The sequence below is a fragment of the Leuconostoc sp. JNUCC 76 genome (assembly GCF_053667755.1).
The window spans coordinates 1644282-1658740 of the sequence record NZ_CM132206.1 but is presented as its reverse complement, the minus strand read 5'-3'; the positions used below and the strand labels follow the sequence as shown (position 1 = coordinate 1658740).

At 37.4% G+C, this 14459-nt stretch carries 16 protein-coding genes and 2 riboswitches; of the genes, 13 read left to right on the top strand and 3 right to left on the bottom strand.

Translation table 11 applies throughout. The features are described 5' to 3' along the window. Genes hisB through hisC form a run of 7 tightly spaced genes read left to right on the top strand, consistent with a single transcriptional unit; the run spans position 1 to position 4552 of the window. Positions 1-588: an imidazoleglycerol-phosphate dehydratase HisB gene (hisB, locus tag JNUCC76_RS08310; protein WP_454153979.1), complete on the top strand. Its 588-nt coding sequence runs from the start codon at positions 1-3 to the stop codon at positions 586-588. Between the two features lie 51 nt (positions 589-639). Next, on the top strand, positions 640-1257 hold the full coding sequence (hisH, locus tag JNUCC76_RS08305) for an imidazole glycerol phosphate synthase subunit HisH (protein WP_454153977.1): 618 nt from the start codon (positions 640-642) through the stop codon (positions 1255-1257). Then, the gene (gene hisA, locus JNUCC76_RS08300) at positions 1254-1970 is read left to right on the top strand and encodes a 1-(5-phosphoribosyl)-5-[(5-phosphoribosylamino)methylideneamino]imidazole-4-carboxamide isomerase (protein ID WP_454153975.1); all 717 of its coding nucleotides are present in this window, start codon (positions 1254-1256) and stop codon (positions 1968-1970) included. The genes hisH and hisA overlap by 4 nt, the downstream gene beginning before the upstream one ends. Continuing rightward, on the top strand, positions 1967-2731 hold the full coding sequence (gene hisF / locus JNUCC76_RS08295) for an imidazole glycerol phosphate synthase subunit HisF (RefSeq protein ID WP_454153973.1): 765 nt from the start codon (positions 1967-1969) through the stop codon (positions 2729-2731). The genes hisA and hisF overlap by 4 nt, the downstream gene beginning before the upstream one ends. Continuing rightward, positions 2728-3126, top strand: a complete 399-nt coding sequence (gene hisI / locus JNUCC76_RS08290) for a phosphoribosyl-AMP cyclohydrolase (protein ID WP_454153971.1) — start codon at positions 2728-2730, stop codon at positions 3124-3126. The genes hisF and hisI overlap by 4 nt, the downstream gene beginning before the upstream one ends. Before the next feature lie 24 nt (positions 3127-3150). After that, positions 3151-3495: a phosphoribosyl-ATP diphosphatase gene (gene hisE / locus JNUCC76_RS08285; protein WP_454153969.1), complete on the top strand. Its 345-nt coding sequence runs from the start codon at positions 3151-3153 to the stop codon at positions 3493-3495. Next, on the top strand, positions 3479-4552 hold the full coding sequence (hisC, locus tag JNUCC76_RS08280; protein ID WP_454153967.1) for a histidinol-phosphate transaminase: 1074 nt from the start codon (positions 3479-3481) through the stop codon (positions 4550-4552). Before hisE ends, hisC begins: the two co-directional genes overlap by 17 nt. 25 nt (positions 4553-4577) lie before the next feature. Here the strand turns inward: hisC and tenA are convergent, their stop codons facing one another. After that, a complete protein-coding gene (gene tenA / locus JNUCC76_RS08275; RefSeq protein WP_454153965.1) occupies positions 4578-5282 on the bottom strand; it encodes a thiaminase II in 705 nt (234 codons plus the stop codon). Between the two features lie 71 nt (positions 5283-5353). After that, positions 5354-5456: riboswitch (TPP riboswitch) on the bottom strand. Positions 5457-5586: 130 nt separating this feature from the next. Continuing rightward, positions 5587-5676, top strand: a riboswitch (TPP riboswitch). 123 nt (positions 5677-5799) lie between these two features. Here tenA and JNUCC76_RS08270 point away from each other — a divergent pair. Genes JNUCC76_RS08270 through JNUCC76_RS08255 form a run of 4 tightly spaced genes read left to right on the top strand, consistent with a single transcriptional unit; the run spans position 5800 to position 9013 of the window. Continuing rightward, positions 5800-6390 carry an ECF transporter S component gene (locus JNUCC76_RS08270; protein WP_025268349.1) on the top strand — a complete coding sequence of 197 codons (591 nt, stop codon included), beginning with the start codon at positions 5800-5802 and terminating at the stop codon, positions 6388-6390. Positions 6391-6403: 13 nt separating this feature from the next. Next, complete coding sequence (locus tag JNUCC76_RS08265; RefSeq protein ID WP_454153963.1) at positions 6404-7807, top strand: ABC transporter ATP-binding protein; 1404 nt, start codon at positions 6404-6406, stop codon at positions 7805-7807. Continuing rightward, on the top strand, positions 7804-8472 hold the full coding sequence (locus tag JNUCC76_RS08260) for an energy-coupling factor transporter transmembrane component T family protein (RefSeq protein ID WP_454153961.1): 669 nt from the start codon (positions 7804-7806) through the stop codon (positions 8470-8472). The genes JNUCC76_RS08265 and JNUCC76_RS08260 overlap by 4 nt, the downstream gene beginning before the upstream one ends. A 22-nt stretch (positions 8473-8494) precedes the next feature. Further along, positions 8495-9013 (top strand): YiiX/YebB-like N1pC/P60 family cysteine hydrolase, encoded by a 519-nt coding sequence (locus JNUCC76_RS08255; protein WP_454153959.1) that lies wholly within the window; start codon positions 8495-8497, stop codon positions 9011-9013. A gap of 93 nt (positions 9014-9106) precedes the next feature. Here JNUCC76_RS08255 and nadE read toward each other — a convergent pair whose 3' ends face one another. After that, positions 9107-9928, bottom strand: a complete 822-nt coding sequence (gene nadE, locus JNUCC76_RS08250) for an NAD(+) synthase (protein ID WP_454153957.1) — start codon at positions 9926-9928, stop codon at positions 9107-9109. After that, positions 9925-11367 carry a nicotinate phosphoribosyltransferase gene (locus JNUCC76_RS08245; protein ID WP_454153955.1) on the bottom strand — a complete coding sequence of 481 codons (1443 nt, stop codon included), beginning with the start codon at positions 11365-11367 and terminating at the stop codon, positions 9925-9927. Before JNUCC76_RS08245 ends, nadE begins: the two co-directional genes overlap by 4 nt. A 296-nt stretch (positions 11368-11663) precedes the next feature. Between JNUCC76_RS08245 and nrdD the strand changes: the two genes are divergently transcribed. Further along, positions 11664-13874 (top strand): anaerobic ribonucleoside-triphosphate reductase, encoded by a 2211-nt coding sequence (nrdD, locus tag JNUCC76_RS08240; protein ID WP_454153953.1) that lies wholly within the window; start codon positions 11664-11666, stop codon positions 13872-13874. Beyond that, positions 13810-14391, top strand: coding sequence for an anaerobic ribonucleoside-triphosphate reductase activating protein (gene nrdG, locus JNUCC76_RS08235; RefSeq protein WP_454153951.1), 582 nt, complete (start codon positions 13810-13812; stop codon positions 14389-14391). The genes nrdD and nrdG overlap by 65 nt, the downstream gene beginning before the upstream one ends. The last annotated feature ends 68 nt before the right edge of the window (positions 14392-14459 follow it).

The window sequence follows — 14459 nt, the reverse complement described above, 5'->3', positions numbered from 1 at the left end:
ATGTCAAGAACAGCAACTATTAAACGAGACACTTTTGAAACACAAATTGAATTGACATTAAATATTGATGAACAAACACCAATTAAGGTTAATACTGGCATTGGCTATATCGATCATATGCTAACTTTGTTTGCTAAACATGGACGCTTTGGATTACAGGTCGACGTGAAAGGTGATTTACAGGTTGATAGTCATCATACGACTGAAGATGTTGGCATCGTATTGGGGGAAGCTTTCACGCAAGCGCTCGGTGATAAAGTTGGTATCGAACGATATGGTGCACAATTTGTCCCTATGGATGAAACCTTAACAAGAGCTGTGGTTGATTTGTCTGGTAGATCATATTTAGTCTTGAAAGCTGAACTTGCTGCTCCGACATTAGGCACGTTTGAAACGGAAGTTGTTGAAGACTTCTGGCAAGGTTTTGCCGATCAGGCTAAGGCCAATGTGCATATTGAAGTTTTGTACGGACGAAATACACACCATAAAATTGAGAGTATGTTTAAAGCAGTCGGTCGTGCAATGCGTCAAGCAGTTACAGTCAATCCAGAAATTAAAGGGGTTAATTCCACTAAGGGGCAAATTTAAAATATTAGATGATTTTGTGAAGTTAAATCGTATAATACAAAGGAGAAATATATGGCGATTATTATCGTAGACTATGGCGCGGGTAATATTAGAAATGTCATGAAAGCAATTGAATATACAGGATTAAATGCTAAAGTTTCTCAAAATCCTGCCGATATTGCTTCTGCTGATGGTCTTGTAGTGCCAGGAGTTGGCGCTTTTGCTTCAGCAATGGATAATCTTCGAGAACGTAACTTGGTTGAACCAATAAAAGAGTTTTCAAATAGCGGTAAACCATTGTTGGGTGTTTGCTTAGGGATGCAGTTACTTTTTGACTCATCAACTGAATTTGGTGAAACGACAGGTCTTGGGCTAATTCCCGGGCAAGTAGTTGAATTACCTAAACAAGAGAATTACAAAGTACCGCAAATGGGCTGGAATCAGAACAAAGTGAGCCAAATCAACCAAATCACTCGAACAATGAATGATAAATATACTTACTTTGTACATAGTTATTATGCGGTAACGGACTCTAAATATATTGCGGCAACTGTTAATTATGGACAAGTTGATGTACCAAGTGTTGTGGTTAACAAAAATGTGATTGGTGCCCAATTCCATCCAGAAAAATCTGGACAAGATGGATTAGAAATTTGGCAAAACTTTAAGGAAATGGTAGAAAACGCATGATTTTTCCAGCAATTGATTTATTAAATGGTCAATCAGTTCGCCTTTATCAAGGGGATTATGAAAAAGAAACCACAATTAACTCAGATCCATTGAAGCAGGCAAAACAAATTGAAAGCGCTGGTTTAAAGCATTTACACTTGGTTGATTTAGATGGTGCCAAGGAAGGGAAACCAGTTAATCTAAATGTCATTCAATCTTTGCGAGAACAAACAAACTTGTTTATTGAACTTGGTGGCGGTATCAGGACTCTTGAACAGGTTAACCAATACTTAAATATAGGCATTAATCGTGTGATTATTGGATCAGCAGCGTTGACTCATCCGGAACTTGTGCGAACGGCGGTTGCAAAGTATGGATCCGATAAAATTGTCGTTGGTGTTGACGGCCGTGATGAAAAAGTTGCCACACAAGGTTGGCTCGAAAATTCTGATACGAGTTTTGATGATATTGTTGAAGCTATGTTATCAGTAGGTGTTTCGAATTTTGTTGTCACCGATATTGCCAGAGATGGAACTCTTTCAGGCCCTAACATTGAGCTACTATCACGTTTACAAAATAAATTTCCTAAAAGTAATATTATAGCTAGCGGGGGTATTGCCAATATTAAAAACGTTACAGATTTACAAACGAGCGGTATTCACGATATTATTGTTGGTCGAGCACTTTATGATGGCGATGTGACACTAGCTCAATTGAAGGAGGTGGATGGATGACTTTAGCCAAACGAATTGTTCCAGCATTAGACATTAAGAATGGTAGAGTAGTTAAAGGTGTTAATTTTGTCAATTTACGTGAAGTAGGTGATCCCGTTGAATCAGCGAAAGCATATCAGGCTGCTGGCGCTGATGAGCTAGTATTTTTAGACATTACAGCAACTTTGGAAGAGCGGGATACCATCATGTCAGTCGTCGATGCTGTTTCTAGAGAAGTATTCATCCCCTTGACCGTTGGCGGTGGTATTCGAACGACAGAGGACATGGCTCGTTTAATTAAAGCTGGAGCTGATAAAATATTTGTTAACTCCGAAGCAGTAAAGAACCCAGCGTTAATTACGGACGGGGCTAAAATATTTGGCTCCCAGGCCATCGTCGGCGCTATTGATGCTAAGTGGGATGAGTCGGCTGGCATTTATCGGGTCTATGTTTCTGGAGGATCTAAGCCTACAAGTCTTGATGCTATTGAATGGGCCTCTGAATTAGTCGCTCGTGGGGCTGGCGAATTGCTAGTAACAAGTATGGATGCCGATGGAACAAAAAAAGGGTACGATATTCAGCTTTATAATCAACTAGCAGATGCTGTGAATGTACCAGTAGTAGCCTCAGGTGGTGCTGGTTCAATACAAGATTTCATTAATTTATTTGAGAATACTAAAATTGACGCAGCACTAGCTGCTTCAGTGTTTCATTTTGGTGAAATTAAAATACCAAATTTGAAACGGACATTAAAAGATGATGGTGTGGAGATACGCATATGATTGGCACTGAACCGGATTTCAACAAGCAAAGTCAAAATGGTTTGATCCCTGCTGTTATTGTCGACGCGGAAACGAAGGCATTTTTGATGCTGGGTTATATGAACAAAGAAAGTTATTCATTAACCAAAAGTACTGGGCAAACTTGGTTTTGGTCTCGTGAACGACAAGAATTGTGGCATAAAGGGGAGACTTCGGGCAACATACAACAGGTTGTTAGCATGACATTAGATTGTGATTTAGATACCCTGCTTATTCATGTCAATCCTGCTGGACCAGCCTGTCATACTAATGCTTACTCATGCTTTTTTAACACGATAAAGGGTGAAAGTTTAGCAGATGCAAATCAAGCAGCAATTACAAATAAATGGACTGATGGTTATTTTCCAAAAGAGTAAATACCACACTAAAAAGGAGAAATGATGCCACAACAAACAATTGAAGAACTTTATGAACAAGCACTTGATCGCAAACAAAATCCTCAAACTGGATCCTATACTGATTATCTATATCAAAAAGGATTAGATAAAATCCTAAAAAAATTGGGAGAAGAAAGCACAGAAGTAATTCTCGGCGCCAAAAATAATAATGAAGAGTTAATTTATGAAACTTCAGATTTATTGTTTCATTTAATGGTCTTATTAGTTGAAAAGGGTGTCAGTTTAGATGATATTAAAGATGAATTAGGGTCACGTTTAGGGAAAAAATCATTATTGCATGAACGCGCTGATTGGCGAGGAGACAAGAAAAATGAAAAAGACAGTTAAAGATTTAGCAGCTTATCAAGCAGAATTACCAGTAGAAGCTGTAAAAGCAAAGTATGGCTTGCAACATTTAGCTCGCTTATCAGCCAACGAGTCTGTGTATGGTCCATCACCAAAAGTTGCTCAAGCTGTACGAGCTGTTTCAGATGATGTTTTAGGTTATTATCCAGATGGGCAAGCGACAGAACTACGTGCAGCAGTAGCTAAGTTAAATCACGTTGATCCACAACATTTGGTATTTGGTGCTGGCGCAGATGAATTGATTGAGCTGTTGACTCGTGTTGTGTTGGAACCAGAATCAAATATTATTATTCCCAATCCGACATTTGGTGAATATGCGATGCATGCACAAATCGAACAGTCTACAACAAAAAAAATACCCGTTAATGTTGATAATGGGCATGTTGATTTTGATGCGATTTTAGATGCTATTGATGATAAAACCGCTATGGTATGGATAGCTAATCCCAACAATCCAACAGGAGTATTCGAAACAATCGGCTCCATTAAGCGCTTTTTGGACAAGCTACCAGTAAATATTACATTAGTAGTAGACGAAGCCTACTATGATTTTGTAGATGAACCTGATGCTACTATGGCACCTTTGGTAGCTGAGTATACAAACTTGGTTGTGCTACGTACCTTATCAAAGGCATATGGTCTAGCTAATTTACGTGTTGGATATGGCATTATGCAAGATCCCCTTTATAGTGCGATGCAAGCAGTCCGTTTACCGTATAACTTATCAACCTATCAGATTGCTGGTGGCACGGCTGCTGTATTGGATCAAGAATACTTACAGAAAAATGCCCAACGTTTTCAAGTAGAGCGCCAAAAGTTCCAAGAATTTTTGATTCAAAACAAGTTTAAGTTTTATGAATCACAGGCTAATTTTATTTGGATAAAGGTTGGCGAGACGAAAAAGGTTGGTCAAAAATTATTAGAACAAGGTTTCCAAGTCAACGATCGACTTAATCCTGAGTGGATTCGTATTGCGTTAGGTACACCAGAAGACAATGCTGAATTAAAATTGGCTTTTTTGAAAGCTACAAACAAATAATTTTGTGTTATTAAATTTCACTTCTTTACAAAATGCTTGCCTGATTTAATACATCTTTGAAGCGCCAGTCTTCTTGGTGGTAGGCTTGTTCCCAGAACTGCCATTCTAATTCACAACTTTTAAGAAAAAACTGTTTTGCCTGTTGGCGTTGTTGAGTTGTTGCATTTTCTGCTAAGCGATCTATCCATTCAAAGATTTTATCGGATAGTGAAACTTCCGAATCATCATCTGTATTATCATAAAAATCAATCCAGCTTTTGAATGGGTTATCATTTGTGTTCGCTTTCTCTTGAACTTGTTTTTTTGCAATTTCATTATAGGTCCAAGGGCATGCCTGAAAAGCAGCTAGAATATTTAATAAGGAGCCGGTGTCAGCCGCGCGATACATATGTGATTCGTATAGGTATGCTTTAGGTGTTGGTGTGGCGTGTTGCAATTTTTCATATTCAACACCGGCAACCTCACAAAAAACATGATGGGGATGAATTTCGCTATTTAAAATGAAATCAATTGAATCAGCAAAAAATTTCATTTCATTACGATTAGTTAATTTGGTAATGGCATTGGCATAAATTTTGATGAATTCACTAAGATATTGGAAATCTTGTTCAACGTAAAAAATTAAAGCTTCTCGGGGAACGTGACCGTCCGCAATGCCACGAACAAATGCGTGACCATGAATGGCTGTCATAATTGGTGCAGCTTGGGTGCGTAATTCTTCTGAAAACATAATTTCTCCTAAAATGTTTACATGTCCAACAAAAAAACTCTCTCTTGACCAGGCAAAAAAGAGTATCTTTTGTAAAAAGAATACCACTTTCCTACGCTAGCATTGACTAGATCAGGTTCGAAGGGATTGATAAGTAATATCATCTCAGCCAAGAAGGCACCCCTAGTGGACAGCATATATTTTTTTAATGTGATTAGCATAGCACTGAAAAATTAAAATTGCAAATGGTTTTATAGCGCAGTTAATGGGCTAGAAATTTTTTTGCATTTAAAATTAGAATGGGTTATACTGATCCACGAAGTTAATATTTTATCTGGGGTACCGTAAGGTTGAGATAATACCCATTGAACCTGTCAGGTTAATACCTGCGAAGGAAGAATAAGTTAGATTAAGATGTCTTTTTGATGCCATCAATCACTAAATTCTTTTGTGGTTGGTGGCTTTTTGTATAGACACTTATAACTATAAAAGGTATTTTATCGAAACATACGACCTCGAAACAAGAGGAGAGATGTTTATGGAACAAGTAGAAACAGTAACAGCGGGATCAAAAGGGAAGTGGTCTTTGCGAGAAGTTATTTTAATGGCGTTGATTGGTATTGCCTTTGGTGTGATTTATTTTATTATGGATCCAGTGTACACAGCACTTGATGCTGTCTTAGTTCCGCTTGGGTTACACCAATATACCATCGCAATCACTATTGGGCCATGGATGATGGCAGCCCCATTGGCTAGTTATTTATTGAAACGTGTTGGTGCGGGATTAATAGGTGAATTGCTTGGCGCCACTGGAGAAGCCTTGTTGGGCGGCTATTGGGGTGTTGCAACACTAATTTCTGGATTTATTCAAGGTATCGGATCAGAACTTGGTTTTACCTTGACAGGATATAAAAGCTGGAAAATGGGTTTGATTTTATCAACATTTACCGGAACATGCGTGACATTCATCTGGTCATTATTCCACGACGGATATCTACAATTTGATTTTGGTATGCTAGTTGGGTTGTTTATTGTTCGCTGGATTTCAATTGCATTCTTTGCCGGTCTATTAGTTTACTGGATTGTCAACTTGCTAGAGAAGTCTAAATTATTAAAAACAAATCGATAAGGTCAATAAAAGTATGACAGAATTAAAGGCCAATCATTTGGATATTAAATTTGACGATGAAATTATCTTAGAAGATATTTCGCTGGAGATTAGACCAGAACAATTTATATTATTAGTTGGTTCATCTGGATGTGGCAAATCAACTTTGATGACTGCCTTAGCTGGATTATATCCTAAATATGGCGGCGAATTGTCACAGAAAGTGTCTTTGAATCATCAGTCAATTGCTCAAATCAAAGCGAACCATCGTGCTAAAAAAGTTGCCATGCTATTTCAGCATCCAGATCAACAATTTGCCATGGATCGTGTAGAAGATGAATTGATTTTTTCGTTAGAAAATTTATCTTTAACTACCGAGGAAATTGATAAGAGAATTAATTCTGCTTTATCAGAAGTAGGCATTGAATCGCTACGACACCGAGAACTTTCATACTTGTCAGGTGGCGAATTGCAAAAGGTTGCTTTGGCTGAAACATTAGCGATGGGCGCAGAAATTATTTTATTGGATGAACCTTTTGCGGCCGTTGATCCAGAACATCGACAGGAGTTACAAGTATTGCTAAAAAAATTAGTTGATCAGGGGCATGGCATTTTAGTTTCAGATCACGACACAAGTGGATATGAAAATCTTATAACAGATTTATATCGTATTGAAAATCGACATATAGCCTGTGTTAATTCTACAGTTTGGTCTTCTTTTTTTAAACAAGATGTAAATGATAGTATTGTTACTAATGATGACTTCAATGAGTCTGTGTTTAGTATGGCAAATGTGACGGTAAAAAACGATAAACAATCTATTTTGAAGAATAGCAGTTTTGAATGGGCAAAAGATAAAATCACCTTAATTACTGGACCCAACGGTATTGGGAAATCAAGCTTACTGCTTACTTTTGCAAGATTACACGATTATGAGGGTTCGTTGTTGTATCAAAGAAAGCTACTCGATAAACTTCGTAAAAAAATATATGCTAGGAAAGTTGGTTTAGTATTTCAAAATGCAGCTGACCAATTTTTAAACATTACCGTTTCTGAGGAAGTTGAACAGGCTAGAGCCCATAGCCATCACGCTGATTATTGGACGAATGAGAAGATTGACCAGTGCATCCAAAAGTTAAATTTAATAGGTCTTGGAAAGCATAGTGTTTACGAATTATCAGGTGGCGAACAAAAAAAGCTACAAATACTGATTATGTTAATTATTGCACCCGATACCTTGCTGTTAGATGAGCCATTATCTGGATTGGATACGAATTCTATTCAACATCTCATGCAAATCATTAAACAGTCGTCAAATGACCTTGAACAAAGTATTATCATGATTTCACACCAAACACACGGCATTATTCAATATATTGATTATCATGTTCGCTTTGATCAAAATGGTTTGAAATATGAAAGTGTAGTTAATTCATGAATGAAACACAAAAATTACTATTAGTGTTGCTTATTTCGATAGAAATTGCGTTCACAAAATCAGTTTATCTCAATCTGTTTTTAATTGTTGTTAGTATTTTGATTTTAATAGTGACTAAAAGCCATTTGAAAACTTTTGCTCGATTATTGATTGTATCAATTTTGCCGGCAGTCGGATCATTCACATCATTTTATTTTTTTGGTGCAGGAGACGAATCACAACGATTACATTTTGCACTAGTAATGACCACACGTGTAGGTGCTTATGTATTCATGGGTGCGGCATTTATGTCGACTATGGTTTTGTACGAATTATTACGTTCTCTTGAACAAAATGTCAAAATGTCCGCAACCTTTGTATATGGCATTCTGGGTGCATTGAGTTTTATTCCCCGAATTATAAATTCAGTTAAAACAATTCGGGCAGTGGGGCTGATGCGAGGCGAGAATTTGAGTTTTTGGTCGCCTAAACTTTATTTTAAAGCCATTAGTCAAGCATTAATATGGTCAAATAATTTAGCGATGGCTATGACCTCTCATGGCTTTGAAGAAGGTGAAAGCCGTAGTTACCACCGACTATTTCCAACAAAAGTTTCTGGGTGGCTAATTATTGGCGTCGTTATGCTACTCATTCAATACTGTTTATTTGTTATTAAGCTTTGGTAAATAAATGTGTTAAACTATGATTATGAAATTAAAACAAGCAGATTTACTTTTTGTAAAAAATGGACATAGCGATTTGGATGAAGGTATTGCAGAATCAACGGGAAACTTTGTTCATGTCGCGATATTAGCCGACGAAGAAACTGTCATTCATGCAACAGCTGATTCAGGCGTTTGTTTACAATCGCTTCAGTGCTTTTTAGAGAAAAATAAAAGTGTTGATGTTTACCGCACAAATGTTAAAAATACAAAGCAAATTATTATTAATGCTAAAAAGCATTTGGGTAAACCTTATAACTTTTCTTTTCAGCCAGGTACGGACAGCTTCTATTGTTCACAGTTGGTAGTGATAGCCTTTGAAGACTTTGTCAAATTTAGTGAGCAACCAATGTTTTTTGGAGACAGACGAAAACCAATTTCTGACTTTTGGGCTGCTTACTATAAGAAACTAAACGAACCTGTGCCAGTCAATGTTTTGGGAACAAATCCCAATGACATGTCTCACGATCCTCAGTTACATTACGTTGGAAAAATTGACTTATAATTTAAATTTGTAAATACTAAAAAAGCCACAATACATAATGATATTGTGGCTTTTTTAGTGGTTATACGGGGATATAACGATCAAATTTTAGAGTTAATAGAACCAAGTGTCATAAATAGTGATTGGTTCGTGACGCTTTTGTTGCGTTGTCAGATACATTTCTTCTATTCGTTCGGCATCAGTGCTTGCAACATCTTTGCCTTCCAAATAATCGTCAATGACATCGTATCTAACGCCCAGCGCAACTTCATCAGGTAACTGTGGGCGTTCATCCTCAAGATCTGCAGTAGGTACTTTGTCGTATAGATGCTTTGGGGCGTGTAATGCTTCCAGGAGCTGCCTTCCTTGTCGTTTATTTAGACGCCACAAAGGGTTAATGTCTGTTCCGCCGTCACCATACTTGGTGAAGAAACCAGCTACGGCTTCAGCTGCATGATCAGTTCCAATAACGGCACTATTATGCTCGCGAGCAACAGCATACTGGGCAATCATACGTACTTTTGGTTTAATTGAGCCGCGACTCATGTCATCAACGGTTAATCCACCAAGACGCAGTGAATCTACCAGAGCATTGGTTGCATCTTTGATATTTGTTGTTACTGTTAAATCAGGTTGGATAAAATCGAGTGCGTCTTGGGCATCCTTTTCATCTTGTTGTTCACCGTATGGTTGCCTAATAGCCACAAATTCGAATTTTTGATTCGTTTCAGCTCGTAGTTCAGCAATAGCAAGTTGGCCAATTTTACCAGCAAGTGTGGAGTCTTGACCACCACTTACTGCAATAGCTAAACCGGTGTAAGCACTGTGAGTGAGATATTGTTTCAGAAAATTCACAGAGCGCTTGATTTCAAGGTTTGGGTTAATAACAGGCTGAACGTGCAGATCAGCAATTATTTTAGATTGTAAAGGTCTCATTTGGTCATCTCCTGTATATTGTTTCGAATGTCATGAATTAAATTCATTTTAGCATCATATAGCTTTTGAGATAAGTCAACAGGATAGGTTTCAGGATTCAATATACGTTTATACTCATCCCATAGATCGTTTAATGAATGTTTGGCGTAGTTTTTAATTGTAATAATATCAGGCAAATCATAAACTAGGTTACCCTTAACAAAAATATCATGTAGCATCGGTTGTGCGTCGAAATTTTTAATGTTCTTAGAAATAACAGGATGATTGGGATCAAACATGTGCAAAGTTTCCAATTGGCTTGGATTTTCATTATCGAAAGTCAAATAATCACCTTCAGATTTGCCATCTTTACTATCTGTTATTCGCCAAACTTGCTTTTTTCCAGGGGTTGAAATTTTTTCAACGTTGTTTGACAATTTAATCGTGTCATCGCCGTCGATACTAACCATCTTGTACACCGCACCTAAGGCAGGTTGATCATATGCTGTGATTAATTTTGTGCCAATTCCCCAGACATCAATTTTTGCACCCTGAATTTTAAGATTTAAAATGGTGTTTTCATCTAAATCATTTGATGCATAGATTTTGGCATTTGTGAATCCTGCTTCATCTAACATGATACGAACTTTTTTAGATAGGTACGCCATATCACCTGAATCAATTCGAACTCCTTGAAAATTAATCTTATCTCCAAATTCACGGGCTACTTTGATGGCGTTTGGGACACCAGATTTTAGTGTATCAAATGTATCCACTAGAAAAACAACATTTTTATGTGTTGCTGCGTAGGCATGAAAAGCATCATAATCGTTATGGTAAGCTTGAACAAGCGCGTGAGCATGTGTGCCGGAAATAGGAATATTGAATAGTTTTCCTGCACGAACATTAGATGTAGCATCAAAGCCACCAATAAAAGCAGCACGGGTACCCCAAAGCGCAGCGTCCAGTTCCTGAGCGCGACGTGTACCAAACTCTAACAAGGGGTCACCATTTGTTACACTAGCAATACGAGCCGCTTTAGTAGCAATCAATGTTTGAAAGTTGATAATATTGAGCAGCAAGGTTTCCAACAATTGAGCATCGACCAGAGGCCCTTCAACTTGCAAAAGCGGTTCATTGTTGAACATCACTTCACCCTCATAAGCCGAACGTATTGTCGCAGTTAAATGCCAGTTTTTGAGGTATGTTAAAAATTTAGTGTCGTATAAGTCTAATGATTGCAAATAATCAATATCATCATCAGTAAATTTCAGTTGATTTAATATTTTGACAAGTCGTTCTAAACCACTAAAAATAACATAGCCATTATTGAAAGGCATTTTACGGAAATACGCTTCAAAAGTAACGGGTTTTTGATCAATACCTTGTTTCCAGTAAGTATAAATCATATTAATTTGGTACGCATCCGTATGGAGCACCAGAGAGTCATCAGAATACATGTTCAAGTCCTTTCCTTCCATTATAACAATATTTTTTAGTTGTTACTTAAATTAATAAGTATTAATTTAAGTAACAACTTGATTGAAGTGACATACTCAAATATTTAATTCTTGTAATAATTTTACGAGATGATTAAATTTTATAATGCCTTAATTCTTTTAGGACTATTGAACAGTGGATTTCTAAATTAAATTCCAAAACGGGACACTCTTTGTCCTATTCTAATTGAAAAAATAGTTGTAGTATTTAAGTTATAGCAATTCAAAAAAATAGCACTGGAGGAAATAGTTTAGTAATGAACAATACGATTAAACTTATGAAGTTACCTGATTTAACAGTAATCAAGCATAGCGGTGAGGGGACACAATTCTATGCTTATAAAATTAATTTCATTTTAGAGAAGCTCAATTTATCAGAAAATATTATCAACGATATCAACCGTGATTTATATCAAATGTTGGCGAACCAAGCGAGTATCACAACAATAGAAATTCGCAATTTGTTAATTTCCTTACTTAAAAAATATGAACAGTTGGATGCTGTGGATGCTTACAATTCATACTACGTAGCAGACCAACAAAAATTCTCCGATGCTTCTGATGTTCAAAAACGGATAGAGAAACTTTTTGCCCAAGATGAGAGTGTCGTCCATGAAAATGCCAATAAGGATAGTCGCGTATTCAATACGCAACGTGATTTGGAAGCGGGAGCAGCAAGTCGTGCGTTAGGATTACAAATGCTACCACCTTTGGTAGCCAAAGCACATTTACGTGGGGATATTCATTGGCATGATTTGGATTATTCACCAGTCACACCAGCTACCAATTGTTGTTTGATTGATTTTGAAAACTTGTTAACAAATGGCTATAAAATTGGAAATGCGTGGGTAGATTCACCACATTCTATTCAAACTGCTACTGCGCAAATGGCTCAAATTATTGCCAACGTTGCATCTTCACAGTATGGTGGTTGTTCAGCTAATCGGATTGATCAGTTACTTGCGCCTTATGCACAAATGAACTATGACAAGCACCTTGTTGACGCCAAAAAATGGATTGACGCTGACCGACAAGAAGAGTACGCCAAAGAAAAGACTTGCAAAGATATTTATGATGCGATGCAAGGACTGGAGTATGAAATCAATACGTTGTACTCTTCTCAGGGACAAACACCATTTACAACTGTTAATTTTGGATTGGGAACAAGTTGGTTAGAGCGGGAAATTCAGAAAGCTATTTTACAGATTCGTATTAAAGGACTAGGAAAAGAACGTCGCACGGCCATTTTTCCAAAACTAATCTTTACTTTGAAAAAGGGGTTGAATTTTAGTTCAGAAGATCCAAACTATGATATTAAGCAATTAGCTTTGGAATGTTCAACTAAGCGTATGTATCCTGATTTATTAATGTACGATAAAATTGTTGAATTGACAGGTAGTTTCAAAACACCGATGGGTTGTCGTTCATTCTTACAAGGCTGGGAAGATGAAACAGGCGTTGAAGTTAATTCTGGACGTATGAATTTGGGTGTTGTTTCCGTTAACTTACCACGTATTTCTCTGTTTGCTAAGGGCGATATGAATCTATTCTGGAAGATTTTTGATGAAAAAATGGCGTTATGCCATGATGCGCTAGCTTACCGGATTGAACGTACCAAAGAAGCTGTACCAGAAAACGCACCATTGCTGTATATGTACGGTGCCTTTGGCAAAAGATTGAAGGCTACTGATAGTGTTGATGAAGTGTTTAAAAACGGTCGCGCTACGATTTCATTAGGATATGTGGGCGTTTATGAAACATGCATTGCATTCTTTGGCCCAGACTGGGAAAAGAATCCTGAAGCACATCAATTTGCTGAAACAGTTGTTAAAAAAATGCATGATTATTGTCAAGAATGGGAAGCAGAGAGTGGTTATCACTATAGTTTGTATTCGACACCAGCCGAATCTTTGACCGATACGTTTTGCCATCTTGACCAAGAAAAATTTGGGGATGTGCCTGATATTACTGACAAGCAGTACTATACCAATAGCTTCCATTATGATGTTAGAAAGCATCCAACACCATTTGAAAAAATATCATTTGAAGAGACGTTTCCAAAATATGCATCGGGCGGTTTCATTCACTATTGTGAATATCCTAACTTAAAACAAAACCCGCAAGCATTAGAAGCTGTCTGGAATTGGGCCTACGATCATGTCGGCTATTTAGGAACCAACACATGCATCGACAAGTGTTTTAAGTGTGGTTTTGCTGGTGAATTCAAATCAACAGCGCGTGGCTTTATGTGTCCCGAGTGTGGTAACCATGATCCTGAATTGTGTGATGTGGTCAAAAGAACGTGTGGCTATCTAGGAAACCCTCAGCAACGACCAATGGTCCATGGTCGACATGTTGAAATAATTTCACGTCAAAAGAATTTAACTAAGGAGATGATTGAAAATGTCGCGACCTTTGCGAAAACCAAACAATCCGATGCCCAAAGAATGGACCGCGAAAAAGTATAGTCAAAATTATGTCGCTGACTATAAAGCCTTCAATTTTGTTGATGGCGAAGGGGTTCGTTGTAGTTTATATGTGAGTGGTTGCCTGTTTTTATGTCCCGGGTGCTACAACGTTGCCGCGCAAAATTTTCATTTTGGACAGCCCTACACACAGGAACTGGAAGACCAAATTATTGAAGATTTGAGTCAAGACTACGTCCAAGGGTTGACACTGTTAGGTGGGGAACCATTCTTAAATACAGATGTATGTCTACAGCTCTGCCGTCGGATTCGGAAAGAATTTGGCCATTCGAAAGATATTTGGTCGTGGACTGGTTATACATGGGAAGAGCTGGAACAAGAGACCTATGATAAGATGCGGCTATTATCCTTACTAGATATTCTGGTGGATGGTCGCTTCTTGGAAGAAGAAAAAGATTTAACATTACAGTTTAGAGGTAGTGCTAATCAAAGAATTATTGATGTACCTAAATCGTTGGCACAAAATGAAGTTGTGATTTGGGATAAGTTAGTACGCTGATTTTTTAATAGTAATTTTTTGGAGATGTGTATACTCGTTTTTATAAAACGAGTATACACATCTTTTTT

Bases quoted from the DNA above. Each gene is read 5' to 3' on its own strand.
- hisB (WP_454153979.1), top strand. From the start codon at position 1: ATGTCAAGAACAGCAACTATTAAACGAGACACTTTTGAAACACAAATT.
- hisH (WP_454153977.1), top strand. From the start codon at position 640: ATGGCGATTATTATCGTAGACTATGGCGCGGGTAATATTAGAAATGTC.
- hisA (WP_454153975.1), top strand. From the start codon at position 1,254: ATGATTTTTCCAGCAATTGATTTATTAAATGGTCAATCAGTTCGCCTT.
- hisF (WP_454153973.1), top strand. From the start codon at position 1,967: ATGACTTTAGCCAAACGAATTGTTCCAGCATTAGACATTAAGAATGGT.
- hisI (WP_454153971.1), top strand. From the start codon at position 2,728: ATGATTGGCACTGAACCGGATTTCAACAAGCAAAGTCAAAATGGTTTG.
- hisE (WP_454153969.1), top strand. From the start codon at position 3,151: ATGCCACAACAAACAATTGAAGAACTTTATGAACAAGCACTTGATCGC.
- hisC (WP_454153967.1), top strand. From the start codon at position 3,479: ATGAAAAAGACAGTTAAAGATTTAGCAGCTTATCAAGCAGAATTACCA.
- tenA (WP_454153965.1), bottom strand. From the start codon at position 5,282: ATGTTTTCAGAAGAATTACGCACCCAAGCTGCACCAATTATGACAGCC.
- JNUCC76_RS08270 (WP_025268349.1), top strand. From the start codon at position 5,800: ATGGAACAAGTAGAAACAGTAACAGCGGGATCAAAAGGGAAGTGGTCT.
- JNUCC76_RS08265 (WP_454153963.1), top strand. From the start codon at position 6,404: ATGACAGAATTAAAGGCCAATCATTTGGATATTAAATTTGACGATGAA.
- JNUCC76_RS08260 (WP_454153961.1), top strand. From the start codon at position 7,804: ATGAATGAAACACAAAAATTACTATTAGTGTTGCTTATTTCGATAGAA.
- JNUCC76_RS08255 (WP_454153959.1), top strand. From the start codon at position 8,495: ATGAAATTAAAACAAGCAGATTTACTTTTTGTAAAAAATGGACATAGC.
- nadE (WP_454153957.1), bottom strand. From the start codon at position 9,928: ATGAGACCTTTACAATCTAAAATAATTGCTGATCTGCACGTTCAGCCT.
- JNUCC76_RS08245 (WP_454153955.1), bottom strand. From the start codon at position 11,367: ATGTATTCTGATGACTCTCTGGTGCTCCATACGGATGCGTACCAAATT.
- nrdD (WP_454153953.1), top strand. From the start codon at position 11,664: ATGAACAATACGATTAAACTTATGAAGTTACCTGATTTAACAGTAATC.
- nrdG (WP_454153951.1), top strand. From the start codon at position 13,810: ATGTCGCGACCTTTGCGAAAACCAAACAATCCGATGCCCAAAGAATGG.